Source organism: Nocardioides sp. REDSEA-S30_B4 (assembly GCF_001627265.1).
Lineage (GTDB): Bacteria > Actinomycetota > Actinomycetes > Propionibacteriales > Nocardioidaceae > Nocardioides.
On record NZ_LUPI01000076.1, the window covers coordinates 1 to 23,819 of the forward strand.

Here is a 23,819-nt window from a genome sequence, read left to right on the forward strand (position 1 = left end):
ACCACGGTGGTGGACGGCTGGTCGGTCGAGCCTGTCGAGACCTTCAGCCCCAGCGCCGCCCGCAGCCCGGGGACGGCCTGCTCCTGGCCGCCGAAGACCTGCGCGGCGCGCAGGATCGCGAGCACCAGGTCGACCCGGGCCTCACCGTCCGGGGCCTGGCCGAGCACGTGCAGGCCGTCGCGGATCTGGGCGTCCTTGATCTCGCAGAGCCAGCCGTCGACGTGGAGCAGGAAGTCGTCGAACTCCTCGTCCTCGGGGCGCTCGTCCAGGCCGAGGTCGCGGTGCATCTCGGCGGCCTTCATCAGCTGCCAGATCTCGCCGCGGATCGCCGGCAGCTTCGCCGGGTCCATCGCGGCGATGTTGCCGTGCTCGTCGAGCAGCTGCTCGAGGCGGGCGATGTCGCCGTACGCCTCGGCGCGCGCCATCGGCGGCACCAGGTGGTCGACGATCGTGGCGTGCGCGCGGCGCTTGGCCTGCGCCCCCTCGCCGGGGTCGTTGACCAGGAACGGGTAGACCAGCGGCAGGTCGCCCAGCACGGCGTCGGTGGCGCATGCCGCGGAGAGCGCGGCGTTCTTCCCGGGCAGCCACTCCAGCGAGCCGTGCTTGCCGAGGTGGACCAACGCGTGCGCGCCGAAGCCGCCGGTCTCCTGCGCCGCCTCCAGCCAGCGGTAGGCCGCGAGGTAGTGGTGGCTCGGGGCGAGGTCGGGGTCGTGGTAGATCGCGACCGGGTTCTCCCCGAAGCCGCGCGGCGGCTGGATCAGCAGCACGACGTTGCCGGCGCGCAGCGTCGCCAGCACCAGCTCCCCGTCGTCGTTGCGGAACAACGTGCCCGGCGCGGGACCCCAGGCCTCCTCGATCCCTGCTCGCAGGCCCGCGTCGAGGTCGGCGGTCCACGCGGCGTACTGCTCCGGCGTGATCCGCACGTGCGCCTCGGTGAGCTGGGCAGTGGTCAGCCACTCCTCGTCCTGGCCGCCCGCGTCGATGAGTGCGTGGATGAGCGCGTCGCCCGCCTCGGCGTCGGTGCACGCGGGGTCCTCGGCCATCGCCAGGACCCGGCTGACCACCGCGTCCGGGTCGTCGAGCCCGAGGTCGTAGCCGGCGTCGCGCAGCCGGCCCAGCAGCCGGACGGTGGAGACAGGCGTGTCCAGACCGACGGCGTTGCCGACCCGGCTGTGCTTGGTGGGGTACGCCGAGAGCACGAGCCCCAGTCGGCGCTCGGCCGGCGGGACGTGGCGCAACCGGGCGTGGTTGACCGCGATCCGCGCGACCCTCCGGCAGCGCTCGGCATCGGGGACGTAGTGCGGCAGACCGTCCTCGTCGACCTCCTTGAAGGAGAAGGGCGCGGTGATGATCCGGCCGTCGAACTCGGGGATCGCCACCTGCGTCGCGGAGTCCAGGGGCGTCACCCCGTCGTCGTTGGCCTCCCACTCCGCGCGGCTGCTGGTCAGGCACAGGCCCTGCAGGACCGGGATGTCCAGCGCTCGCATGCGCTCGACGTCCCACGCCTCGTCGTCGCCGCCCGCGCTCGCGCCGGCCGGGGTGGTCCCTCCGGCGGCCAGCACGGTCACGACCAGGGCGTCGAGCGTGCCGAGCGCGTCGTACAGCTCGTCGGGCGCCGAGCGCAGGGACCCGGCGAAGACGGGGACGCCCACGGCCTCACCCGTCGCGTCGATCGCGTCGGCCAGGGCGTGGGCGAAACCGGCGTTCCCCGACACTTCGTGGGCCCGGTAGTAGAGCACCCCGACCCGCGGCAGCTCCTGCACACGGGGAGCCCCCTCGCCGGTCGAGGTGCGAGCGGAACGAGCCACGAGACCCCGGCCCGCCATCCCCCACTGCGGCACCTCGACCGGTGGCTCGAAACCCTCACCGGTCAGCAGCACCGTGTCGGAGAGGAAGGCGTGCAGCTGGCGCAGGTTCTCCGGGCCGCCTTCGGCGAGGTAGCGGTGCGCCTCCGCGGCCACGCCGATCGGCACCGAGGAGAGCTCCATCAGCTCCGCGCTGGGTTGCTGCTCCCCGCCCAGGACCACGGTCGGCATGCCGGTCGCGCGGACCCGGACGAAGCCGTCACACAGGTCCTGCGGGGAGCCCAGCACGCGTCCGACGACCAGGTCGCAGCCCTCGATGGCCTCCGCCATCGTCTGGTGCCCGGGCCGCGAGGGGTTCGCCAGGACGAACTCGGCGCCACTGGCCCGCGCGGACAGCAGGTCGGTGTCGGAGGTGGACAGCAGCGCGATGCGCGCACGACGGGTCTGGCCCATGGGTTTCTCCTCGGGGTTCTCGCCCCTGCTCGGCGGAGGTCCCGTGGCCAGTGTCTGGCTTCGCGGTGGGCCCCGAGGTGCGGGGACCCACCGCGTCACAGTGGCGGAACCGCCCCGGAGTCGCACCGGGTTCCTGTCACCACGAGACGTGTGCCGTCACCCTAGGGCACCTGCGCCCGGGCCCTGACGGCAGCGGGTCACGCGAGACGGCGCGCCCGCAGCACCACGTCGTCGACGTGGTGGCTGCTGGCGGCCCCCGGCGGACGCGGACGGGTCTCGAGGACCTCGACCTCCCAGGCGTCGTCGTCCTTCACCGCCACGGCGATCTCCTCGACCCCCACGTAGGCGTCGGGATCGAACATCCGCGTCTGCTCGGCCACGTCGACCGGCTCGCGCATCGGCGCGAGGTCGTGGGCGACGACCAGCAGGGTCCCTCCCGGCGCCACGGCGCCGAGGAGGTTGCGCACCCCCGTGCGGTCGGGCGAGCGGTGGAACGAGCCGTACTGCAGGGAGACCAGGTCGTAGGGCTCGTCGCCGAAGGCACCGGCCACCACCGCGTCGGCCTGCAGGCAGGTGACGTCGAGCCCGCGACGCACGGCCTCGGCGGCCACGTGGTCCAGTGCGTTCTGGGAGATGTCGGTCGCCGTCGTCCGCCAGCCCTGCTCGGCGAGCCACAGGGCGTCGGCCCCCTCCCCCGCACCCACGTCCAGTGCGCGGCCCGGGGTGAGGCCGGCCACCTCCTGGACCAGGGTGCCGTTGGGGTTGGCGCTCCACATCCGGTCCTCGCCGGCGTACCGCTGCTCCCAGTCGTGTCGCTGTCCCGACGTCCGCACCGAGTCCCGGGCGGCCGTCCGCAGGTCCTCGGACGCCAGGCTGAAAGCGACCATGGCGCCGACCCGGCTGCCATGGGCCGCGGCCGGCAGCACCTGCAGGCTGGGGTCGGTGAGGTTGCCGGCCGCGTAGACGCCCGGCACGGCGGTCTCGCCCGTCATCGGGTCGACCTGCACGAAGTCCCCCGCGCCGCTGGGATGGTCGGTGGGCTCGACGCCCAGGTCCGCGAGTACGTGCGCGCGCGCCCGGAAGCGTGACCCGACGAGCACGGCGTCGGCCGCGAGCACCTCGCCGGAGACCATCTCCACCCCGGCGACGGCGCCGTCGGGTGCCTCGACGACGCGCCGCACCGGCCCGCGGACCACGGGCACGCCGGCGGCCTCCAGCGGCGCGATGCTGTCGCGCTCGACGTCTGGCCCGAGGTCGGTGTGCAGGACGACGGTGAGCCGGTCGCTCAGGTGCCGCCAGACGGGGGCGGCGTGGAGCCCGAGCGGCTGCGCGACGATCATCACCAGCCGCTGGTCACGCACCTCGTAGCCGTGGCAGAAGGGGCAGTGGACGACTCCCCGGCCCCACTGCTCGGCCAGGCCCTCGATCTCGGGGAGCTCGTCGGTGACGCCGGTGGCGGCGACGACCCGACGGGCCACCAGCGTGTGGCCGCCGCTCAGGTCGAGCCGGAACGAGCCGTCCTCGAGGCGGCGGGCACCGAGCACCCGGCCGGTCAGCACCTCGCCGCCGTAGGAGCGGACCTCCTCGCGGCCGATGGCCACCAGCTCGGCCGGCGAGGCGCCCTCGCGCCCGAGGTAGCCGTGCATGTGCTCGGCGGGCGCGTTGCGCGGGGTCACGTCGTCGACGACGACCACGCTGCGTCGCTGCCGCGCGAGCTGCAGTCCCGCTGCCAGGCCCGCGGCCGAGCCGCCGATGACTGCGACCTCGCAGTGGCGTTGCATCGTGCGTCGGTGCCCGTGGCCGTGCCCGTGCTCGTGCTCGTGCTCGTGCTCGTGGTGGCGCTCGTGCGCGTGCTGGTGGTCATGGGTGCTGGGGGTGCCGGATCCGCTCATGCCTCCACGGTAGGCGACCGACCAGTTCCAGCAAAGGGACTTGCAGGAATCGCAAGACATGTCATGCTCGTCCCATGACCAGCGACGCTCCGACCACCGGCGCCATCGACGTCCAGGAGCTGGCACGCACCCGCCTGCGCAGCCTGCGCACCACGCTCGGCTACTCCCTCGACGAGCTGGCAGCGCGGACGCACCTGAGCCCCTCGACCATCAGCCGACTCGAGACCGGCAAGCGCAGCCTGGGCCTGGACGTCGTCATCCCGCTCGCGCAGGCGCTCCACGTCAGCCTGGACGTGCTGTTCGAGGCGCCCTCCGACGACGACGTCGTCATCCGACCGGTCCCGCACAGCTCGGGCACCCGCACCACCTGGCCACTGAGCCGCCCCGACGGCCGGACCGTCGCCCAGAAGGTGCGGCTCGAGCCCGAGGTGCCGGGCGAGGAGGAGCCGGTGCGACCGGCGCAACGGGTGCACCCCGGCCACGACTGGTTCCTGGTGCTCGAGGGACGCGTCCGGCTCTGGCTGGGCGAGCGCGAGATCGACGTCGCCGCCGGCGAGGCGGCGGAGTTCGCCACGATGGTCCCCCACTCCATGTCAGCCCTCGACGGGAGGCCCGCCGAGGCGATCATGATCTTCGACCGCGAGGGGCAGCGCGCCCACGTGCACTCCTGACGCCGGCCGCGTGGGACCGGCCGCCCCCTCCCCTGCCGAATCGGCGTCCCGACCGGGTGCGACCTACGCTGGTCGAGCACGGCATCAGCCACATGACTCGAGAGGGGTGGGACGACGCATGATCGACACCGACGCACGCGCAACAGCGGCACGACTGGACTTCGAACGCACCGTCTCGCGCGTCGAGCGCACCGACCCCGCCACGTCGGGCCGGGTCCGCCTCGTCGCGCTCTCCCTGGGTCGTGAGCTGAAGTCCAAGCGCCTGACCTCCGAGGCGTACGCCGCCGAGCTGGAGTCGCTCACCGCGGCCCTGCGCGACGTGCTGGAGCTGACCACGCCGCCGGCCGGTCCGGCCCAGGGGGCGGCGCCCGCACCGACGGCCTAGCCGGCTACACCTAGCCCCCGCGGGGCTACCGCCCCGACGCCAGCGCGTCCGCGGCCTCGTCGATGATCGAGGTCATCAACGCCTGCGCGAGCGCGACGTCGCCGAGCCGCACGGCCCGTGCGACGTCGTCGTGCAGCGCGACCGCCTCGGGGTTCGGGCGCGCCGGCATCATCCCGTGCTGGGTGCGGCCCGAGAGCACCTCGGCCACCACGTCGACCAGGGCCGCGAACATCTCGTTGCCGCTGGCCTCCAGCAGCACCCGGTGGAAGGTCTGGTCCGCGCGCAGGTAGGGCTCGAGGTGGCCCGTGCGGGCGTGCACCTGCATGTCGGAGACCGCTCCGGCCAGCGCCTTGCACTGCTCGGCGTCGGCGCGGGCGGCGGCCAGGGCCGCCGCCGCCGGCTCGACCCCGCGGCGCAGCTCGGAGAGCGAGAGCAGCTGGTCGGCCCGGTCGCCCTCGTCGAGGCGCCAGCGGATCAGCCGGGGGTCGAAGACGCTCCACCCGGCGCGCGGCTGCACGGTGATGCCGACCCGCCGGCGGGCCGCGAGCATCCCCATCGCCTCGAGGACCCGGATCGCCTCGCGGGCGACGCTGCGCGACACGGCGTACCGGGCGCAGATGCCCTCGACGGTCAGCACCTCGCCCTCGACCAGCCGGGCGGCGGCGATGTCGCCCCCCAGGGCGTCGAGCACGTCCGCGTGCCGACCGCCGGACGTCGCGGGGCGGGGGCTCGGGCTCACGGCACGGATCCTCTCATCCAACAGCGAGAAGTGAAATGCTCTGTCGAATTTGATCGTGACACTTGAAAAAGTATGTCTTTATGGGTTTCCCTGTGATCGTGACCACAGCAGCTGACCGCGTCGACCTCCCCGGGGACCCCGGCGACCGGGGACCGATCGTGGTGATGGGCGTCTCCGGGAGCGGCAAGTCCACCGTCGGAGCGGCGTTAGCGCGCCACCTCGGGGTGCCCTTCGCCGACGCCGACGACCTCCACCCGGCGGCCAACATCGAGAAAATGAGCGCCGGGAAGCCACTGACCGACGAGGACCGCTGGCCCTGGCTCGACATCGTCGGCGAGTGGCTGGCCGCCCACGTCGACGGCGGCGTGATGAGCTGCTCGGCGCTGCGACGCGCCTACCGCGACCGGCTCCGGTCGTGGGCCCCCGGACTGCGCTTCGTCCATCTCGACGGCGAGGCCTCCCTCATCGCGATGCGCCAGTCCGCCCGGGAGGGGCACTTCATGCCGCCCAGCCTGCAGGCCTCCCAGCAGCGCGCCCTCGAGGCGCTGGACCCCGACGAGCCCGGCGTCCGCGTCGACGTCGAGGCCACCGTCGAGGCGCTCGTGGCGACGGTCGCCCGCGACCTGGACGCCTGACCCACCCCGGACCCACCCGGTCCACCTCACCCCACCACGCAGAAGCGACTCAGAGAAGCAGGAGCACCACCCCATGACCGAACTCGAGCTGACCTGGGAGCTGCCGACCGCCGGCCTCCTCGGGCTCGCCGCCGCTGCCGTGGCGGTGCTGCTGGTGCTGATCATCGGCGCCCGCGTGCACGCCTTCCTCGCCCTGGTGCTCGTCAGCGCGCTGACCGCGCTGGCCGCGGGCGTCCCGTTCGAGGCGGTGGTGCCCACGATGCTCTCGGGCTTCGGCGGGACGCTGGCCGCGGTCGCGCTGCTCGTCGGCCTCGGCGCGATGCTCGGGCGGATGCTCGAGCTCAGCGGCGGCGCCCAGGTGCTGACCGACGCGCTCGTGCAGCGCTTCGGCGAGGACCGCGCGCCCCTGGCGCTGGGCATCGCCTCGCTGCTGATGGGCTTCCCGATCTTCTTCGACGCCGGCCTGGTCGTCATGCTGCCGATCATCTTCGCCGTCGCCCGCCGCCTCGGCGGCTCGGTGCTGACCTACGCCTTCCCGGCCGCCGTCGCCTTCTCGGTCATGCACATCTTCGTCCCGCCGCACCCCGGCCCGGTCGCCGCGTCCGGCCTGCTCGGTGCCGACGTGGGCCTTGTGGTCCTGCTCGGTCTGCTCATCGCGATCCCGGCCTGGGTCCTCGTCGGCCGTGTCTTCGGCGGCTGGGTCGGTCGCACCTACGACCTGCCGGTCCCCGAGATCCTGCGCAGCACCGACCACGACGACGACGCCGCGGCCTTCCGCAGCGACCCCACGGTCCGCACCACGCTGTCGCTGCTCGCGCTGCCGCTGGTCCTGATCTTCCTCAACACCCGACCTCAACGCGCTGGCGACCGCCGAGGTCGTCTCGCTGGAGGACGGCTGGGTCCGCGGGCTGCGCCTGCTCGGTGAGACGCCCGTCGCGCTTCTCATCACCGTGTTCGTCGCGATGTACGTCCTGGCCTGGCGGCACGGCCGCGACCGCGGCCTGGTGGACCGGGTCGTCGACGGTGCCCTCGGCCCGATCTGCGCGATCGTCCTCATCACCGGTGCGGGCGGCATGTTCGGCGGCGTCCTGCGAGCCACCGGCATCGGCGGCGCCATCGCCGAGTCCCTCGAATCCCTCGGCCTGCCGCTGATCGTCGCGGGCTTCGTGATCGCCGCGATCGTGCGGATGGCGCAGGGCTCGGCGACCGTCGCCCTCACCACCGCGGCCGCGCTGGTGCAGCCGGCCGTGCAGGCCGCGACCGACCTCAACGCGGGCCAGCTGGCCGCGATGGTCCTCGCCCTCGCCGCGGGCTCGGTCTTCGCCGGCCACGTCAACGACTCCGGCTTCTGGCTGGTCAGCCGCTTCTTCGGCATGGACACCGCCACCACCCTGAAGACCTGGACCGTCGGCCAGGCCCTCATCGGCATCGTCGGCTTCGTCGGCGCCCTGGCGATCTACGGCGTGGCGGCGGGCATCGCATGAGCCACGCACCCGCCTCCTCGCCCACGCCGGCGCTCAGCGGACGCACGGCCCTGGTGACCGGCTCCAGCCGCGGCATCGGTCGCGCGCTGGCCGACGGCCTGCTCGCCGCCGGTGCCCGGGTCGTCCTCAACGGCCGAGACACGGCAGCGCTGGAGGAGACCCGCGCGGCCTTCGCGTCGGCGTACGGCGAGGGGCGGGTGCTCGCCCGCGCCTTCGACGTCACCGCCGAGGCCGCGGTCGCGGCGGCCGTCGACGAGGTCGAGGAGCGTGTCGGCCCGATCGACGTCCTGGTCAACAACGCCGGCGTCCAGCACCGCGTCCCCCTGCTCGAGCTCGACCTCGCCGACTGGGAGCGGGTGCTGGCCACCAACCTGACCAGCGCGTTCGTGGTCGGTCGCGCCGTGGCCCGGCACATGGTGCCGCGCGGCGCCGGCCGGATCGTCAACATCGCGTCGGTGCAGGCCGACCTGGCGCGACCGACGATCGCGCCGTACACCGCCGCGAAGGGCGGGCTGCGCAACCTCACCCGCGCCATGTGCGCGGAGTGGGCGTCGGCCGGGCTGCAGGTCAACGCGCTGGCGCCGGGCTACATCCACACCGAGATGACCCAGGCGCTCGTGGACGACCCCGCCTTCGACGGCTGGGTCCGCGGGCGCACCCCGGCCGCGCGCTGGGGGCGGGTCGAGGACCTCGTCGGCCCGGCGGTGTTCCTCGCCTCCGACGCGGCGGCCTTCGTCAACGGCCAGGTGCTGTTCGTCGACGGTGGCATGACGGCGGTGGTCTGAGGTGAGCGCACGCGACCTGCCCGACCTCGCCCCCAACATCGCCGTGGTGGCCCACTCCGCCGGCGACCTCCGCGTCGAGGAGGTACCCGAGCCGACGCCCGGCCCGGGCGAGGCCGTCGTCTCGGTCGCGTACGGCGGCATCTGCGGCTCGGACCTGCACTACTGGACCCACGGCGCCGCGGGCCTCTCGATCCTTCGCGAGCCGATGGTGCTGGGTCACGAGATGTCCGGGACCGTGCTCGTGGCCGCCGAGGACGGCTCGGGCCCGGCCGCGGGCACGCCGGTGACGGTCCACCCCGCCACGCACGACTCCTACCTCGGATCGGCGGCGCTGCTCCCCCACACCCCCGGTGTCTTCGCGCGCCGGGTGGCGCTGCCGGCCTCGATGCTGCGCCCGCTCCCGGCCTCCGTGCCGCTCCGCACCGCCGCCCTGTGCGAGCCGGCGGCCGTGGCGTGGCACGGCCTGGCCCGCGCCGGCGACGTCCGCGACCGCCGGGTGCTGGTGGTCGGCTGCGGGCCGATCGGCGCCCTGTCGGTCGCCGCGGCCCGCGCCCTGGGCGCGGCCGAGGTGGTCGCCGTCGACCTGCACGACCTGCCCCGCCGGATCGCGGGCGACCTGGGGGCCTCGACCACCCTCGCCGCCGACGACCCGGCCATCACCGAGCTCGACGTCGACGTCGCGCTCGAGTGCTCCGGCTCCCGCCCCGGGCTCGCCTCCGCCATCCGCGGCACCCGTCCTGGCGGCCGGGTCGTGATGGTCGGCCTGCAGCCCGCCGGCGAGCAGCCGACCCTGCTGGCCAACGCCATCACCCGCGAGCTGGAACTGGTCGGCAGCTTCCGCTTCCGCGACGAGATCGACGACGTGGTCACCGCCCTGGGTGCCGGCCTCTCCCTCGACGCGGCGATCACGCACGAGGTGGACGTCACCGACACCGCCACCGTGCTCGACGCCTTCGGCACCGCTCGCGATGCCTCGGTGTCGGGGAAGGTGCTGCTGCGGTTCTGAGGGGCGCAGCGGACGAGGTTGCTCGACCCCGTCCCTTCATGACGCAATGCCCGCAACCCTTGTTTTCGAACTGGTGTTCGACTAGCATCGGTTCATGGAACCCGCCGCCACGCTCCGCGACCTGCGTCAGCAGGCGCTGGAGGCCGAGGAGGCGCTCGGTCGGCTAGAGCCGGGCGAGGTCGATGCCGCGGCCGTCGAGCTGATCGCCGAGGCGGAGCGCCTGAAGAACTCGCTGTGCGCCGTGCAGGCGCAGGCCGCGGTGGCGCTCAAGCGGGCGCGGGTCGAGGAGCGGGCGCACCTGCCGACGCCGATGCGTGAGCGCGGCATCGGCACCGAGGTCGCGCTGGCCCGACGGGAGTCGCCGCACCGCGGCGGCATCCACCTCGGGCTCGCCGTGGTGCTGGCCGAGGAGCTCCCCCACACCCTCGCCGCGATGAGGGCCGGCTGGTGCACCGAGTGGCGGGCCACGCAGATCGCCCAGGGCACCGCGTGCCTGAGCCTGGTCGACCGGCTCCGGATCGACGCCGAGCTGATGAGCGAGGAGAGCACCACGGCCGGCTGGGGCGAGCGCCGCTTCCGTGCCGAGGTCGACCGCCTGGCCTACGTCGCCGACCCGGCCGCCGCGGTGGCCCGGCACGAGAAGGCCGTCTCCGAGCGGCACACGAGCATCCGACCGGTCGCCGACGGCATGGTCAGGCTCTCGGCCCTGCTCCCACTGGCCAAAGGCGTGTCGGTGCACGCGACCCTGAGCCGCTGCGCCGACTCCGCCCGCGCCGCCGGCGACGAGCGCACCCGCGGCCAGGTCATGGCCGACACCCTCGTCGAGAGGGTGCTCGGCGACGCCGACGTCGTCCCGGTCACGGTGCAGGTGACGCTGTCCGACGCCGCCCTGCTCAACCTGCCCGGCCGCGACGGGGACGAGCCGGGGTGGGTCGGCGCCCCCGGCACCGGCGCCATCCCGCTGCCCGCCGACCTCGTGCGCGACCTGGTGCGCCGGGCGTCCGAGCAGGGCGTCGCAGAGCTCAAGCGACTCTACCTCGACAGGAGCGGTCGACTGGTGGCCATGGAGTCGACGGCCCGCACCTTCCCCGCCGGGCTCGCGGACCTCCTCACCACCCGCGACCGCACCTGCCGCACACCCGGCTGCGACGCACCGGTGCGCCACCACGACCACGTCCGGCCCCACGCCGAGGGCGGCCCCACGAGCGCAGAGAACGGACAGGGCCTCTGCGAAGGCTGCAACTACGCCAAGCAGGCCCCCGGATGGTCGTCGCGACCACTCCCCGGCGACCCCACCGTCATCGAGACCATCACCCCCAGCGGCTACCGCCACCTCAGCCGCGCGCCGGGCCTGCCGCCCCCGCAGCGACACCGCCTCCGCCTCGACCTCGCCTTCGCCCAGCTCGGGCTGGCGGCGTGAGCCACCGCGCACGCCGCCCCACCCCGAGGGATCTGGTGCGCACCGGCCGCAGCAGCGAGGATCGAGCCACCCCAGCGCTTTGGAGTCCCGTGACAGCCCCAGCCCCGGAGGACGTCACCTTCGACGTCGTCCAGCACCCCGACCGCACGGTCGTCGTCGTCTCCGGCGAGCTCGACGTCCTCACCGTGCCGCACCTGCGGCGCGTGCTCTACGACCCCGCCCAGGTCTCCACCCCCAGCGTCGTGGTCGACCTCGCCGCCGTGAGCTTCCTCGACTCCGTCGGCATCGGCGCCCTGGTCGCGGCGCGACGCTGGCTCACCTCGCGCGGCGCGACGATGTCGCTGGCCTGCGCCGACAACCAGCCGCGCAAGGTGCTGCGGATGATGGGCCTGGACAAGGTCTTCGAGATCGTCGCCCCCGAGGTCGGCTGAGCCGATCCCCTGGACGACTAGCGGCGCACCCCGCCGTAGATCCCCTTCTTCACCACCCACGGCTGCAACGCTCGGTCGACCACGACCCGAGGGATCCGGAACGGCCGCCCCGAGGGGTTGAACACCTCCAGCCCCGTGCGCTGCGGCCCCAGCACCGATCCCCAGCGCCGCCCCGGCAGCGAGATCTCCTGCAGCGGCCGCCCGTCGACGTACGCCGCGACGTTGGCGGCCAGGACCCTGTGCTGGAAGTTGCGCGCCGTCGAGCGCAGCGGGTCGGTCGCGGCGACGTCACCGATCGCGAACACGCCGTCGGCCCCCGGCACCCGCAGGTCCGGACCGGTGCGGACGAAGCCGTCCTCGTCGAGGACGGAGTCCGGCAGCCACCCGGTGTGCGGGCGCACCCGGCCCACCGCCCACAGCACCAGGTCCGCGTCGGCGGCCGGCTGGCCGGTCGACCACGTGACCGGTCCCGGTGCCGGCTCGTCGGAGGCCGGGAGCACCGCGCGGTGCCCCGAGTGCAGCACGACCCCGGCCGCCTCCAGGCGGCGCCGGACGCCGGCCCACGTGCGGCCGTGGTGCTGCGGCAGCCCCCGCTCGCCGGGGAAGTAGAGGTCCACCCGCTTGCCGGGCCACCGCACCGCCACGTTGTACGCCGCTGACACAGCCGCGGCTCCGCCCCCGACGACCGCCACCGAGCCGGCCGCCGCCAGACGCGCGTGCCGGTCCGCGAGGTCGGTGGCGACGGCGTCGTCGGTGCGCACGGCGTCGCTGCGCCAGAACCCGTTGGCGACCCCGGTGGCGACGACCAGGACGTCGTACCCGAGCTCGCGCGGCGACCCGTCGGCCCCCGCCACCGAGACCGTCCGCGCCGCGAGGTCGGAGGACACCAATCGGCCGTGCACGACGTCGACCCGGTCCAGCCGCCGGAACGAGCGGTACGGGATGCGGTAGTCCCGCGACCAGGCGTCGGGCCTCGTCAGCCGCAGTCCCAGCTCCTGGCCGCTCACCAGCCCGGTGGTCGGCGACACCCCGGTGACCGAGACACCGCGGCGCACCATCGCGCGGCGGGCCAGCGCCCCCGCGCACAGCACGCCGGTGTCGCCGAGACCGGCGACCAGCACCCGGGTCACGGCGAACCCACCCGGCTCACGACCGACTGCTCACGATCGACTGCTCACGACCGACGGGGCGGTCGCGGCAGCAGCATCGGCACGCGGTCGATGACGTCCTGGTAGCCCGGACGCCGCTCGAGGCTGCGCTGCTCCATCATCGGGATCGAGGCGCCCAGGAACATCGCGGTCATCCCGACGACGCCGATGACCTGCCACCACCAGGCACCCGGCAGCGCGGAGAGGCCGAAGAGCAGCAGCGAGAACCACATCAGGATCTCGCCGAGGTAGTTGGGGTGCCGCGACCAGGCCCACAGCCCGGTGACCAGCGACTCCCCCGGCTGCTTGGTGCGGGCGAAGCGGTGCTGCTGGGTGTCGGCCACCAGCTGCAGCAGCACCGCACCGACACCGACGACCAGCGCGACCACGTCGAGCCAGCCCCACGCGCGCTCCGAGCGCGTCACGGCGTAGACCGGCAGCATCGCGGCGAAGACCTGCAGCGTCGGGAAGACGTGGATGGCCATCAGGTCCACGGGCAGCTCGACCGTCGGGTTCTTCTCGCGCAGCATCGGGTAGCGCCAGTCCTCGTGGTGCAGCCCCGGCCAGGAGTAGACCCAGTTGGCGGTCAGGCGGATCGCCCACAGCCAGAGCACGACCGAGAGCAGCGCGAAGCGCACCCCGTCGGCGCCCGGCTCGCGCTCCAGCCACCAGTAGACCGCCAGCAGCGGCGGGATCACCGACCAGTAGGCGTCGTAGCACGAGGAGTTGTGCACGATCCGGCTCCCGGCGAAGACCACCGCGGTGGCCACCAGGTCGGCGATCAGGGCGTCGAGCCAGAGGTACGCCGTGTCCGGCCCGAGGTAGAGCCAGGCGGCCGCCGCAGCGACCGCGACGACGTACAGCCCGGTGACGATGGCGAGGGAGGCGCTGCGGCTGCGGGGCGCCGTGGTGGTGTCGGTCACCCCCGAAGTAGAACGTGTTTCACTTCGCTCGTCCAGCGGTTCGCACGGAACGACGCCCCTCGAGCCTCACACGTCACACGCGCCACGCGGCCCACCTCCCCGGATCGGGCCCTCGCGCTTGCGACGATGCCCTGCGTGACTGAGCCGACCCCCTGGACCCCGACCAGTCGCCGTACCCTCGGGAAGGCGGCCGTGGCCGCCACCGTCGCCGTCGGAGCGGTGGGCGCCGCCGTGCGCCTGTCGCAGGACGACGACCCGAAGCTGCGCCCCGGTGGCGCCCTGGCCCTCTCCGCCGACGACGGCTCGGACGTCGCCGCGCTCGAGACCGGGCTGCGCCTGCAGGAGCGGTCCAGCGGCGTGCTGCAGTCCGAGGCCCTGCCCACCTCGACCTACTCCATGGCGGCGGTGACCTGGGCGCGGCCCGAGGACCGCCCCGAGGTGCTCGTCCGGGCACGGAGGAGCGACGGCTGGAGCGACTGGACCCGCCTGCCCGTCGTGGAGGACCGACCCGACGACGACCCCGCGGTGCGCACCGGCACGGCTGCCTGGTGGTTCGGCCCCAGCGACGCGGTCCAGGTGCGGCTCTCCCGCGGCCCCGCGCCGAAGGGGATGCGGCTGGTGCTGCTGCACCCCGCCTCCCGCCCCGACGACGAGCTCTCCCCCCGCACCGCCGCGCGCCGCTCCACCGGCACGCCGAAGGCGCCGCGGCCCGACATCCGCACGCGCAAGCAGTGGGGTGCCGACGAGTCGTGGCGCGACGGCAGCCCGCGCACGAACCGGACGATCGAGCAGGTCCACGTCCACCACACCGTCAGCGGCAACACCTACTCCCGCAAGGAGACCGCGGCGCTGATCCGCGGCATGTACCGCTACCACACCAAGTCCCTGGGGTGGTCCGACATCGGCTACAACTTCCTCGTCGACCGCTTCGGTCGGATCTGGGAGGGCCGCGCCGGCGGGATCGCCCAGCCGGTGCGCGGCGCCCACACCCTCGGCTTCAACGACACCTCGATGGGCGTCTCGGTCATCGGCAACTTCGAGCAGGCCGCACCCACCGAGGCGATCATCGACGCGCTCGGCGCGCTGGCGGCGTGGAAGCTCGACGCCTACGACCGCCGCCCTCGCGGGAAGACGACGGTGGAGTCCACCGGTAGCGACAAGTACGCCGCCGGCCGGATGGCCACCCTGCGCGTCATCGACGGGCACCGCGACACCAACGACACCGCCTGCCCCGGCTCGAAGCTCTACGCCCGGCTCGACGACGTCCGCGACCGCGCCCACCGCGTCATCAAGGCCTCGCGGGCCGGCCGGCCGGTGGACGAGCCCGAGGAGCCGGAGGTGGTGGGCGTGGTCGAGCCCGCCCGGGTCGGCGGCGTGGCCAAGCCCGGCAAGGGCCTGAAGGTCCTCAAGGGCCGCTACGACCCCGACGGCGCCCGCTCGAGCTACCAGTGGCTGCGCGACGGCGACCCGATCGCCGGAGAGACCGCGTGGCGCTACCGCCTCGGCCAGGCCGACCTCGGGCGCCGGATCGCCGTGCAGGTGACCACGCGCTCGGGCTCGCGCACCCCGGCGCTGGAGGTGACGCCCGCCCGCCGGGTCACCTCGCCGGTCGTCCTCGAGGTCAACGCCCGCCGCACCCGCGGCGTGGTCCGGGCCAAGATCCGGCTGCGCAGCCCCGAGGGCATCGATCGTGAGCCCACCGGCACCGTCACCGTCTCCATCGGCAACCGCACCGAGCAGGTCCGGGTCCGCGACCTGGGCAAGCCTGTGTGGTTCGGTCGCGGCAAGAAGCTGGCCAAGTCCGCGACCCGCCTGGTCGTGCGCTACGAGGGCGACGCCGCGTTCCGGCCCGCCGAGCGGACGCTCGACCTGCCCCCCAGGCAGCGCTGAGCGGACCTCAGGCCCCGACCGGGGTGCAGCAGCCGCTCGGCTCGCCGTCGTACGCCGCTCCCACGCCGCAGACGCCGGTCTCGGGGAGCACCAGCTCGACGCGGGAGGCCGCCTCGTGGTCGCCGGCGACCTCGGCGACGACCGAGCGCACCTGCTCGTAGCCGGTCAGCGCGAGGAACGACGGCGCCCGGCCGTAGGACTTCATGCCGACCAGGTAGAGCCCGCCCTCGGGCTGGCGCAGCAGGGCGGCGCCGTGCGGGCTGACGGTGCCGCAGGAGTGGAACGCGGGGTGGATCTCCGGCGCCAGGTCGCGCGGGGCCGACAGCTCGCCGTCGAGGTCGAGGTGCACCTGCGCGAGCCACGAGTGATCGGGGCGGAACCCCGTCACCGCGACCACCCGGTCGACGACCACGCGCCGACCGTCCTGCGCCACGAGCGTGGTCCGCGCCCCGTCCTGCTCGAGCGCAGCGGTGCGGAAGCCCGTCACCACGTCGACGTACGCCGACGCCGCGGCCGCTCGCGCGCGGGATCCGAGCGCGCCGCGACCGGGCAGCTCGTCGGCCCCCTCGCCGCCGAAGACGCCATCGGCGTCGTGGCGTCGCAGCAGCCAGGTCACCCGGGTGCCGGACGCCTCCTCCGCGAGCGCGGCCAGCTCGACCACGGCCTGGTGCGCCGAGGCCCCGGACCCGACGACGGCGACGTGCCGGCCGGCGTACTGCTCCCGCACCTGCGGGTCCGCGAGGTCCGGCACCCGGTAGGCGACGTCGGCGCCGCGCTCCCCCCGCGCCGGCCAGCCGTCGGCCCCGGCCGGCGCGGGGTCGCCCCAGGTGCCCGAGGCGTCGACCACCGCGGCGGCGGTGAGCACCTCCTCGCCCCCGTCGCTCGTGCGCACGTGCACCGCGAACGGCACCTCCTCGCGGTCCTGGGCGACGAGCCGGTCCCGGCCCAGCCGCGCGAGCCCGACCACCTCGCCGCCCACCCGCAGCACGGCCCCGCGGTCGACGAGCGCCTCGGCGAGCGGACGGAGGTAGGCCTCGACCCACTCCCGGCCCGTGGGGGCGGCCCCGCCGGCCGGCCGCACCCAGCCGGTCGGCTCGAGCAGCCGGGCGGCGGCGTCGTCGACCAGCTCCGACCACGGGGAGAACAGCCGCACGTGCCCCCACTCCAGGACGGCGGCGCCCACGGTGGGTCCGCCCTCGAGCACGGTGACGGGCAGGCCACGCTCCACGGCGTGGGCAGCCGCGGCGAGCCCGACGGGCCCGGCACCGACGATCACGAGCGGCTGGTCGGGGGTGGGCGTGAGGGACATGGCGGACACCTTCCGGATTCATCGATCACTGTCGATAGAAGACCCTAGACCATCCATCGAAACTGGTCGATGAATGGTCTAGGCTGGTGCCGTGACCCAGACGGCTCCCGTGCCCCAGGCCAGCACGCCCCTCTCCCCCGACGACGCCGCGACGTATGCCGAGTGGTTCGCCGTGCTCGCCGATCCCACCCGCGTGCGGGTGCTGCACGAGGTGGCGACCAGCGCCGCGGGCGCGCTGCGGGTCGGCGACCTGGCGACCGCCCTGGGCATCAGCCAGGCCACCTGCTCCCACCACGTGCGCAAGCTGGCCGACGTGGGGTTCGTGCGGGTCGACAAGGTGGGCACGGCGAGCCTGGTGTCGGTCAACGCCGCCTGCTGCACCGGGCTGCCGCACGCGGCCGACGTCGTCATGGGCACCCTCACCACCCGGCCCTGCTGCCCCGGCGACGTCCCCGCGGACGTCACGACCCGCGCGATGACCGACGCGGACCTGCCGCGCGTGCGGGAGATCTACGCCGAGGGCATCGCCACCCGGCAGGCCACCTTCGAGACCGAGGCTCCCTCGGTCAAGGCGCTGCGGGAGAAGTGGCTTCCCGGCCACCGCTGGGTCGCCGAGCTCACCGAGGCTCCCGGGGAGGTCGTCGGCTGGACCGGTGTCACGCCCGTCTCCAGCCGCACCTGCTACTCCGGGGTCGGCGAGACGTCGGTGTACGTCGCCGCGCAGGCCCGCGGCCGCGGGGTCGGCCGGGCGCTGCTGCAGCGCCAGGTCACCGAGGCCGACGCCGCCGGCCTGTGGACGCTGCAGACCTCGATCTTCCCCGAGAACCGCGCCAGCCTTGCCCTGCACCGCAGCGCCGGCTACGTCACGCTCGCGGTCCGCTCCCGCATCGCCCAGCTCGACGGCGAGTGGCGCGACACGGTGCTGATGGAGCGCCGCAGCACGTGCTGCTGAGCGGGTCTCCGACCGGGGCCCTGAGCGGGTCCCTGCCTGAGACCGTCGACGTCTGCGTCGTCGGCGGCGGGCAGTCCGCGCTGGCGCTCGCCTTCCACCTGCGCCGGGCCGAGCGCCGGCGCACCGGCACCCCGCTGACGGTGGTGCTGCTCGACGCCCGCGCGGCGCCCGGGGGCGCGTGGCAGGACGCCTGGCCGAGCCTGCGGCTCTTCTCCCCCGCCGGCTACAGCTCGTTGCCCGGCCGACTGATGCCGCGTCCGCCTGGTGACGAGCCGCCCGACGCGGCGCACGTCGTGGACTACCTCGCCGACTACGAGCAGCGCTACGACGTCGACGTGCGTCGACCGGTGCGCGTGAGGGCCGTCGAGCGCGCCGACGACGGCCTGCTGGTCCGCACCGACCACGGCGACGTGCGCGCCCGGGCGGTCGTCTCGGCCACCGGCACGTGGGACCGCCCCCTGTGGCCCACGGTCCCGGACGCCGACGGGTTCGAGGGCCAGGTGCTGCACGTCCACGACTACCGCGGGCCCGAGCCGTTCGCCGGCGAGCGGGTGCTGGTCGTGGGCGGCGGCAACTCCGGCGCCCAGGTCGCCGCGGACCTGCTCGGCACCGCCGCCGCGGTCCACTGGGCGACCCGCCGCCCACCGCGCTACCTCCCCGACGACGTCGACGGTCGCGTGCTCTTCGAGGTCGCCACGCAGGCGGTCCGCGACCGCGCCGCCGGCCGCGAGGCCCGCGGCGTCGGCTCGCTGGGCGACGTCGTCGCCGTGCCGCCGGTGCGCGCCGCGCGCGATCGCGGCGACCTGGTGGCCGAGCCGATGGTCGAGCGGCTCACCGAGCGGGGTGCCCGCTGGGCCGACGGACGCGAGGAGCCGCTCGACGCGGTCGTCTGGGCGACCGGCTTCCGGCCGGCCCTCGCCCACCTGCGCGGTCTCGGGCTCACCTGGACCGACGGCCACCCGGCGACGGAGACGCCGGACGGGTCGCCCTTCGCGGTGCGGTCTGCCGACGGCGTACCGCTGTGGCTGTTGGGGTACGGCGACTGGTGCGGCCCCGCGTCGGCGACCCTCATCGGGGTCGGCCGCGGCGGTCGCCGCCGACGTGGTCGCCACCCTCGACCGCGCGCCGGCCCGCTAGTCCCGGGGCTCGGGGACCGTGGTGTCGTCGAGGAAGCAGTAAGCCCAGGTCTCGCCGGGCTCGGCGGAGGCCATCAGCGGGTGGTCGGTGGCACGGTGGTGGGCCGTGGCGTGCCGGCCCGGCGAGGAGTCGCAGCACCCGACGTGCCCGCAGCTCAGGCACATCCGCAGGTGGACCCACCCCTCACCGTCCCGCAGGCACTCCTCGCACCCCGCGGTCCCCGGCTGCACCGGCACCGAGGCCGCGCCGTGCGGGCAGGCGTCGGAGGGCCAGCGGTAGTGCACGAGCCGGGACACGTCCGGCTGCGCTCCCGAGCCGTCGCCCACCCGGGCGCCCACCACCTCGGCGAGGTGGCGCCGCCCGGCGACGGCGGGGTCGACGACGTGGTCCACCCCGGCGGCCGCGAGGTCCTCGAGGTCGACGCCGGTCGCGCGCACCACGACCGGGACGTCACTCTGGCCGCGCACCATGACCGCGACCCGGGCGGCCTCCTCGGCGTCGTGCTCGGCGACGACGACCAGTCGGGCCCGGGCCAGGCCGGCCTCCTCGAGCACGTGCGCCCGCATCGCGTCCCCGCGTACGACGGTGAGCCCCGCGGCCTCGGCCGCGGCCGCCCCGCCGGGGTTGAGCGTTGTCATCACGACCGGCACGCCCCGTGCACGCAGGTCGGTCCCGATGGCGATGGAGTCGGCGCCCCACCCGAGCATCAGCACGTGTCCCTCGACCTCGTGTGCGGCTGCCGGGGTGGACTCCTCCGCGGACGGGCCGGTGGCGGTGCCGCCGCGCGGGAGCAGCCTCGTGCCGAGCGACCCGAACGCCGGCGTGAGCATCATCAGCAGCACGGTGGTCGCGACGAACACCTGTGACCCGTCCTCGCCCTCCCCGAGCGGGCTGAGCCCGGCACCCTCGCCGACGGTCAGCAGCACGAAGGAGAACTCCCCGACCTGCCCGAGCAGCAGCCCGGCGGCGACCGCCTGACGCCACCCCACGCGCAGTGGGGCGAGGGCCGCGGCCGTGGTGAGGGTCTTCACGACCAGGACGACGACGGCGACCGCGAGCACGAGCGGCAGGTTGGCCAGGAGGAACCCGACGTCGAGCAGCATCCCGACGGAGACGAAGAAGATCGCGCTGAACAACACCTGCAGCGGCAGGATCTCCGAGAGCGCGTGCGTGCTGTGCCGGCTCTCGCTGACCACCAGCCCGGCCAGGAAGGCGCCGAGCGAGACGCTGACGCCGGCCAGCGCGGTGAGGTAGGCGGTGCCGAAGCAGATGGCCACGACGGCCAGCAGGAAGACCTCGGGCGAGCAGAGCGCGGCGACGCGTTCGAGCACCTTGGGCATCACCCGCCGCGCGACGACGAGGACGACCCCGACCACGGCGACGGCGATCCCGAGCGCTTCCAGCAGGGCGCCGGTGCCACCCTCGGCCTCGGTGCCCAGCAGCGGGACCACCAGCACCATGGCCACGACGGCGAGGTCCTGGAGGACCAGGGTGGCCAGCGCGAGCTGACCGCGGGTGCTGCTGGTGCCGCCGGTGTCGGCCAGCAGCTTGAGGACGATCGCGGTCGAGGACAGGGCCAGCAGGAAGCCGGTGAACAGCCCGACCTTCCAGTCCCGCCCCAGCGCCACCGTCACCGCGAGCCCGGCCGCCGTCGCAAGCACGACCTGGGACCCGCCGCCGAAGACGACCCAGCGCCACACACGCGCCAGGCGCTCGAGGGAGAACTCGATGCCGATCGTGAACAGCAGCAGGATCACGCCGATCTCCGCCGCCGCGTCGACCGCCTCGGTCGAGGAGACCAGGCCGAGCTGGGCGGGCCCGATGAGCACCCCTGCCAGCAGGAAGCCCACGATCGGCAGCACCCGGACCCGGACGCTGAGGTAGCCGACGACCGCCGCCGCCAGCACCAGGGCCGCGGTGGCGGTGAGGTAGCGCGGCACGCCCTCGGACGAGGCCAGGACGAGCAGGTCTGCGTTCACAGGGCGAAACCTAGCCGGGTGGGTCCGACCGCTCAGGCCAGCACGGAGTGCGGCAGCTGCAGGTCGGGCACCAGCTCGGTGAGCATCGCGCGCACCCGCCCGTCGATGTCGGCGACGATGCCGCGGACGGTCTCGGGGTCCTGGCCGCCGGGGTCCTCCACCGGCCAGTCGACGTACTTCACGCCGGGGACGTAGGGGCACTCCTCGCCGCAGCCGAGGGTGATCGCCATCGTGGAGGCCGCCACGGTCTCGTGGGTGAGGTGCTTGGGGTGCTCCTTGCTGGTGTCCAGGCCCAGCGACTCCAGCACGTCGGCCACCTCGGGGTGGATGTGCTCGCCGGGCTGGGTGCCGGCCGACAGCGCCCGGACCCGTCCCTGGGCGTAGTGCTCGGTCAGCACGCGGCCGATCACGGAGCGGCCGCCGTTGCGGACGCAGGCGAAGACGACCTGCGGGACGTCGGTCTGGGTGGTGGTCATGAGGTTTCCTCTCGGGACGGGACGACGACGTCGCCCAGGCTGGTGTCGCCCGGGGCGCCGAGCTGCGGGTGGAGCCAGTGCACGAAGGCCACTGCCAGGACGGCGCCGACGAGCTGGGCGAGCACGAACGGCGGCACCGAGGCCGGTGCGATCCCCGCGAAGGTGTCGGAGAAGACCCGCCCCACGGTGACGGCGGGGTTGGCGAAGGACGTCGAGGAGGTGAACCAGTAGGCGGCGCCGATGTAGAAGCCGACGGCGGGGGCCGACAGCCCGCCGCGACCGGTGCGGGCGAGGGCGAAGATCAGCGTCACCAGACCCGCGGTGGCGACCACCTCGGAGAGCCACAGGTGCCCGGCGGAGCGGTCGGTGGAGGCCAGCTCGGTGACCGGCACCTCGAACATCAGGTTCGCGACCACGGCACCGGCGACGCCACCGACCACCTGGGCCGCGGAGTAGGCGCCCACCTCGGCACCGGTCAGCGCACCGGAGGCGCGTCCTCCCCCGGCCAGGCGCCCCATCAGCCAGTCAGCGAAGGACACCGCGGGGTTGAAGTGGGCCCCGGAGGTCGGGCCGAAGACCCAGATCAGGGCGGTGAGGCCGAAGACCGTGGCGGTGGAGTTGGCCAGCAGCTGCAGGCCGACGTCGTCGGAGAGGCGCTGGGCCATGATGCCGCTGCCGACGACGACGGCCACGAGCGAGGCGGTCCCGACGAGCTCGGCGGCGAGGCGGCGGCCCAGGTCGGGGCGGGCGTCCGGACTGCTCATGCGGGTTCCTTCACGGGTCGGAGTCGGTGGATGCGGCGCTCGAGCTCGTCCACGGCGGTCTCGAAGGCGTCGCCCCCGAGCGGGACGGGGTCGGGGACCGACCAGTGCAGGGTCGACCCCTCCAGGGAGCCGGTCACGGCACCGGCGGCGAGCTCCTCGTGGGCGGCGTCGCAGACGGTGACGACGAGCGCGTCGTCGAGGTCGCCGGGCACCAGGCCGACGGGGCGCTCGGCGAGCTGCAGCCCCCGGCGTACGGCGACGTCGACCGCGCCGGGGTCGACCCGTTCGGCGGGGTGGGTGCCGGCGGAGCGGGCGGGTGGCACACCGTCGCCCCGGTGGCTGTTCCAGATCGCGGCGGCCAGCTGGGAGCGCGCGGAGTTGCCGGTGCAGACGAACAGCAGGTTCACCGCCCCCGCCCACGGGGCCTCCGCGTCGGCATCCCCGTCCACACCGGCCTGCTCCGCTGCCGCCTCGTCGACGAGCCGCACGTAGGACCGGCGCCGGTCGGCCTCGGAGCGTCTCCGCTCCACGACCCCGGCGCGCTCGAGCACCGCGAGGTGGTGGGCGAGCAGGTTGGAGCCCAGGCCGAGCCGCTCGGCGATCTCGCGCGGCGAGGCGTCCTGGGCGGCGAGGAGGTCGACGACAGCCAGTCGCGTCACGTCCGCGAGCGCGGCGTGCCTCGCGGCGCGGGACTCGAGGCTGCTCACAACCAGTAGATTGTCACTCAACAGTCATTGAGTCAATTCACGTTGAGTCAACGGCAGGTGACGGTCCCGTGTTGCCTCCGCGTGACCCGGTGCGGAGAACGTGTCGTGTTGTTGCCGAGACGTGGTGCAGCGGTGGTGTCCACGGGGCCTGGGCGAGACCCGCGCCCGAGCAGAGTTCTCCACATCACCGGCGCCGCACCAGGCGGCGCCCCACCTCCCCAGGAGCACACCATGGCCGCCAACCGCCGCAAGGTCCTCGTCCCCCTCGCCACCCTCATGGTCGCCGGCGCCGTCGCCGTCGGCTCGGGCGCCAGCTTCACCTCGACGACCGCCTCGACCACCGCCGTCTCCTCCGGCAACGTCACCCACGTCAACGACGTGACCAGCCTCGACATCACCAACATCAAGGACGGCGACGTCATCACCGGCTCGGTGACCATCACCAACACCGGCACCATCGACTCGACCCTCACCCTGGCCGAGACCGGCTCCTCCTCGACCTTCGTCGACGGCGACCTCGACCTGCGCCTGACCCAGGACGGCGAGACCCTCTACGACGGCACCTTCGGCGAGCTCGGCGAGGTCCTCGACCTCGGCGCCCTGCCGGTGGGCGACACCGCCACCGTCGTCTTCACCGTCACGCTGACCGAGTCCACCGACAACACCAACGAGGGCAAGTCCGCCTCGGCGTCCTTCCAGTGGGTCTCCACCCAGGTCGAGGGCGAGGCGCTGGACTTCCTGACCGGCCTCAACCCGGCGCTGCTCTTCGGCCAGGGCGACTGACCCTCCGTCGCAGACCACACCTGGGGAGATCCCCCGTCCGGCGAC

The 23,819-nt window shown here is 74.4% G+C and carries 22 protein-coding genes, 1 pseudogene and 1 riboswitch; of the genes and pseudogenes, 13 read left to right on the top strand and 10 right to left on the bottom strand.

The window, feature by feature from the left end:
* Both A6R01_RS13725 and A6R01_RS13730 read right to left on the bottom strand, forming a co-directional pair.
* Positions 1–2,258, bottom strand: a 2,258-nt coding sequence (locus tag A6R01_RS13725; protein ID WP_292606811.1) for a cobaltochelatase subunit CobN, incomplete at its 3' end; no start/stop codon positions are given.
* A gap of 27 nt (positions 2,259–2,285) precedes the next feature.
* Positions 2,286–2,417, bottom strand: a riboswitch (cobalamin riboswitch).
* A 38-nt stretch (positions 2,418–2,455) separates the two neighbouring features.
* The gene (locus A6R01_RS13730) at positions 2,456–4,150 is read right to left on the bottom strand and encodes a bifunctional NAD(P)/FAD-dependent oxidoreductase/class I SAM-dependent methyltransferase (RefSeq protein WP_292606813.1); all 1,695 of its coding nucleotides are present in this window, start codon (positions 4,148–4,150) and stop codon (positions 2,456–2,458) included.
* A 74-nt stretch (positions 4,151–4,224) separates the two neighbouring features.
* On the opposite strand from A6R01_RS13730, the gene A6R01_RS13735 reads away from it, so the two are divergent.
* Positions 4,225–4,821 carry an XRE family transcriptional regulator gene (locus A6R01_RS13735; protein ID WP_292606816.1) on the top strand — a complete coding sequence of 199 codons (597 nt, stop codon included), beginning with the start codon at positions 4,225–4,227 and terminating at the stop codon, positions 4,819–4,821.
* Between the two features lie 118 nt (positions 4,822–4,939).
* On the top strand, positions 4,940–5,206 hold the full coding sequence (locus A6R01_RS13740; RefSeq protein ID WP_292606819.1) for a hypothetical protein: 267 nt from the start codon (positions 4,940–4,942) through the stop codon (positions 5,204–5,206).
* A gap of 25 nt (positions 5,207–5,231) precedes the next feature.
* Here A6R01_RS13740 and A6R01_RS13745 read toward each other — a convergent pair whose 3' ends face one another.
* Positions 5,232–5,945 carry an FCD domain-containing protein gene (locus A6R01_RS13745; protein ID WP_292606821.1) on the bottom strand — a complete coding sequence of 238 codons (714 nt, stop codon included), beginning with the start codon at positions 5,943–5,945 and terminating at the stop codon, positions 5,232–5,234.
* 164 nt (positions 5,946–6,109) lie between these two features.
* On the opposite strand from A6R01_RS13745, the gene A6R01_RS13750 reads away from it, so the two are divergent.
* The 7 genes from A6R01_RS13750 to A6R01_RS13780 all read left to right on the top strand — a co-directional run bounded on the left by A6R01_RS13750 (position 6,110) and on the right by A6R01_RS13780 (position 11,706).
* Positions 6,110–6,580, top strand: a complete 471-nt coding sequence (locus A6R01_RS13750) for a gluconokinase (RefSeq protein WP_292606861.1) — start codon at positions 6,110–6,112, stop codon at positions 6,578–6,580.
* A gap of 73 nt (positions 6,581–6,653) precedes the next feature.
* Complete coding sequence (locus A6R01_RS13755; protein WP_292606824.1) at positions 6,654–7,505, top strand: SLC13 family permease; 852 nt, start codon at positions 6,654–6,656, stop codon at positions 7,503–7,505.
* A gap of 25 nt (positions 7,506–7,530) precedes the next feature.
* A complete protein-coding gene (locus A6R01_RS13760) occupies positions 7,531–8,064 on the top strand; it encodes a hypothetical protein (protein WP_366925111.1) in 534 nt (177 codons plus the stop codon).
* Positions 8,061–8,849, top strand: coding sequence for an SDR family oxidoreductase (locus tag A6R01_RS13765; protein ID WP_292606826.1), 789 nt, complete (start codon positions 8,061–8,063; stop codon positions 8,847–8,849). The genes A6R01_RS13760 and A6R01_RS13765 overlap by 4 nt, the downstream gene beginning before the upstream one ends.
* A gap of 1 nt (position 8,850) precedes the next feature.
* A complete protein-coding gene (locus A6R01_RS13770; RefSeq protein WP_292606828.1) occupies positions 8,851–9,855 on the top strand; it encodes a zinc-binding dehydrogenase in 1,005 nt (334 codons plus the stop codon).
* A gap of 94 nt (positions 9,856–9,949) precedes the next feature.
* Positions 9,950–11,275, top strand: coding sequence for an HNH endonuclease signature motif containing protein (locus tag A6R01_RS13775; protein WP_292606831.1), 1,326 nt, complete (start codon positions 9,950–9,952; stop codon positions 11,273–11,275).
* Between the two features lie 89 nt (positions 11,276–11,364).
* Positions 11,365–11,706, top strand: a complete 342-nt coding sequence (locus A6R01_RS13780) for an STAS domain-containing protein (RefSeq protein WP_292606833.1) — start codon at positions 11,365–11,367, stop codon at positions 11,704–11,706.
* Positions 11,707–11,723: 17 nt separating this feature from the next.
* Here A6R01_RS13780 and A6R01_RS13785 read toward each other — a convergent pair whose 3' ends face one another.
* Positions 11,724–12,836, bottom strand: coding sequence for an FAD-dependent oxidoreductase (locus A6R01_RS13785; protein ID WP_292606836.1), 1,113 nt, complete (start codon positions 12,834–12,836; stop codon positions 11,724–11,726).
* A gap of 44 nt (positions 12,837–12,880) precedes the next feature.
* Complete coding sequence (locus tag A6R01_RS13790; RefSeq protein WP_292606839.1) at positions 12,881–13,777, bottom strand: DUF1295 domain-containing protein; 897 nt, start codon at positions 13,775–13,777, stop codon at positions 12,881–12,883.
* Between the two features lie 135 nt (positions 13,778–13,912).
* Here A6R01_RS13790 and A6R01_RS13795 point away from each other — a divergent pair, with 135 nt between their 5' ends.
* Entirely contained in the window at positions 13,913–15,667 is a 1,755-nt protein-coding gene (locus tag A6R01_RS13795) for an N-acetylmuramoyl-L-alanine amidase (RefSeq protein ID WP_292606841.1), read from the top strand.
* Positions 15,668–15,674: 7 nt separating this feature from the next.
* Here the strand turns inward: A6R01_RS13795 and A6R01_RS13800 are convergent, their stop codons facing one another.
* On the bottom strand, positions 15,675–16,976 hold the full coding sequence (locus tag A6R01_RS13800) for an FAD-dependent oxidoreductase (RefSeq protein WP_292606843.1): 1,302 nt from the start codon (positions 16,974–16,976) through the stop codon (positions 15,675–15,677).
* A gap of 91 nt (positions 16,977–17,067) precedes the next feature.
* Between A6R01_RS13800 and A6R01_RS13805 the strand changes: the two genes are divergently transcribed.
* Positions 17,068–17,928 (top strand): metalloregulator ArsR/SmtB family transcription factor, encoded by an 861-nt coding sequence (locus A6R01_RS13805; RefSeq protein WP_292606845.1) that lies wholly within the window; start codon positions 17,068–17,070, stop codon positions 17,926–17,928.
* Positions 17,919–18,965, top strand: a pseudogene (locus A6R01_RS18340) (NAD(P)-binding domain-containing protein); the annotation flags it as partial. The gene A6R01_RS13805 and the pseudogene A6R01_RS18340, both read left to right, overlap by 10 nt.
* Before the next feature lie 96 nt (positions 18,966–19,061).
* Here the strand turns inward: A6R01_RS18340 and A6R01_RS13815 are convergent.
* The 4 genes from A6R01_RS13815 to A6R01_RS13830 are packed head-to-tail and all read right to left on the bottom strand — an operon-like array spanning position 19,062 to position 22,991.
* A complete protein-coding gene (locus A6R01_RS13815) occupies positions 19,062–21,044 on the bottom strand; it encodes a cation:proton antiporter (RefSeq protein ID WP_292606849.1) in 1,983 nt (660 codons plus the stop codon).
* 32 nt (positions 21,045–21,076) lie between these two features.
* Positions 21,077–21,520: a heat-shock protein HtpX gene (locus A6R01_RS13820; protein WP_292606851.1), complete on the bottom strand. Its 444-nt coding sequence runs from the start codon at positions 21,518–21,520 to the stop codon at positions 21,077–21,079.
* Positions 21,517–22,284 carry an MIP/aquaporin family protein gene (locus A6R01_RS13825; protein ID WP_292606854.1) on the bottom strand — a complete coding sequence of 256 codons (768 nt, stop codon included), beginning with the start codon at positions 22,282–22,284 and terminating at the stop codon, positions 21,517–21,519. Before A6R01_RS13825 ends, A6R01_RS13820 begins: the two co-directional genes overlap by 4 nt.
* Positions 22,281–22,991 (bottom strand): helix-turn-helix domain-containing protein, encoded by a 711-nt coding sequence (locus tag A6R01_RS13830; protein WP_292606856.1) that lies wholly within the window; start codon positions 22,989–22,991, stop codon positions 22,281–22,283. Before A6R01_RS13830 ends, A6R01_RS13825 begins: the two co-directional genes overlap by 4 nt.
* Positions 22,992–23,222: 231 nt before the next feature.
* Between A6R01_RS13830 and A6R01_RS13835 the strand changes: the two genes are divergently transcribed.
* Entirely contained in the window at positions 23,223–23,774 is a 552-nt protein-coding gene (locus A6R01_RS13835) for a hypothetical protein (RefSeq protein WP_292606858.1), read from the top strand.
* Positions 23,775–23,819 lie beyond the last annotated feature (45 nt).

What these genes read in the sequence shown, in the direction of transcription:
- A6R01_RS13730 (WP_292606813.1), bottom strand. Translation starts at nt 4,150, where the DNA reads ATGAGCGGATCCGGCACCCCCAGCACCCATGACCACCAGCACGCGCAC.
- A6R01_RS13735 (WP_292606816.1), top strand. Translation starts at nt 4,225, where the DNA reads ATGACCAGCGACGCTCCGACCACCGGCGCCATCGACGTCCAGGAGCTG.
- A6R01_RS13740 (WP_292606819.1), top strand. Translation starts at nt 4,940, where the DNA reads ATGATCGACACCGACGCACGCGCAACAGCGGCACGACTGGACTTCGAA.
- A6R01_RS13750 (WP_292606861.1), top strand. Translation starts at nt 6,110, where the DNA reads ATGGGCGTCTCCGGGAGCGGCAAGTCCACCGTCGGAGCGGCGTTAGCG.
- A6R01_RS13755 (WP_292606824.1), top strand. Translation starts at nt 6,654, where the DNA reads ATGACCGAACTCGAGCTGACCTGGGAGCTGCCGACCGCCGGCCTCCTC.
- A6R01_RS13765 (WP_292606826.1), top strand. Translation starts at nt 8,061, where the DNA reads ATGAGCCACGCACCCGCCTCCTCGCCCACGCCGGCGCTCAGCGGACGC.
- A6R01_RS13775 (WP_292606831.1), top strand. Translation starts at nt 9,950, where the DNA reads ATGGAACCCGCCGCCACGCTCCGCGACCTGCGTCAGCAGGCGCTGGAG.
- A6R01_RS13800 (WP_292606843.1), bottom strand. Translation starts at nt 16,976, where the DNA reads ATGTCCCTCACGCCCACCCCCGACCAGCCGCTCGTGATCGTCGGTGCC.
- A6R01_RS13820 (WP_292606851.1), bottom strand. Translation starts at nt 21,520, where the DNA reads ATGACCACCACCCAGACCGACGTCCCGCAGGTCGTCTTCGCCTGCGTC.
- A6R01_RS13825 (WP_292606854.1), bottom strand. Translation starts at nt 22,284, where the DNA reads ATGAGCAGTCCGGACGCCCGCCCCGACCTGGGCCGCCGCCTCGCCGCC.
- A6R01_RS13835 (WP_292606858.1), top strand. Translation starts at nt 23,223, where the DNA reads ATGGCCGCCAACCGCCGCAAGGTCCTCGTCCCCCTCGCCACCCTCATG.